Here is a 228-nt window from a genome sequence, read left to right as displayed (position 1 = left end):
GTGCAAGCCTAAATACTCACCACTACCTTTGGTATACTCACTTAGATCATAAGCACTAAAAAACGTACCGGTACGTTTTAAATGCTCAAAGCACAGCGCATTAACATAGTTCCACACAAAGTTTACTGAACCGCTTAGCTGGTTCAGCTGTTTTATGTGCTTGTCTTTAATGCGTAGTTTGAGGGTTTTCATACCTTTAGTATGGCGAGGGTAATTTTAACTTACAAC

General features: G+C 39.0%; 1 pseudogene. It reads right to left on the bottom strand.

From position 1 onward, the window contains the following. Positions 1 to 192 (bottom strand): annotated as a pseudogene (locus J3492_RS13150) (RNA-guided endonuclease InsQ/TnpB family protein); the annotation flags it as partial. Between the last annotated feature and the right edge of the window lie 36 nt (positions 193 to 228).

Origin of the sequence: Psychrobacter coccoides (assembly GCF_017498085.1) — a bacterium.
In the GTDB taxonomy this organism is placed as follows: domain Bacteria; phylum Pseudomonadota; class Gammaproteobacteria; order Pseudomonadales; family Moraxellaceae; genus Psychrobacter; species Psychrobacter coccoides.
This window is presented reverse-complemented; position numbering and strand designations above follow the sequence as displayed.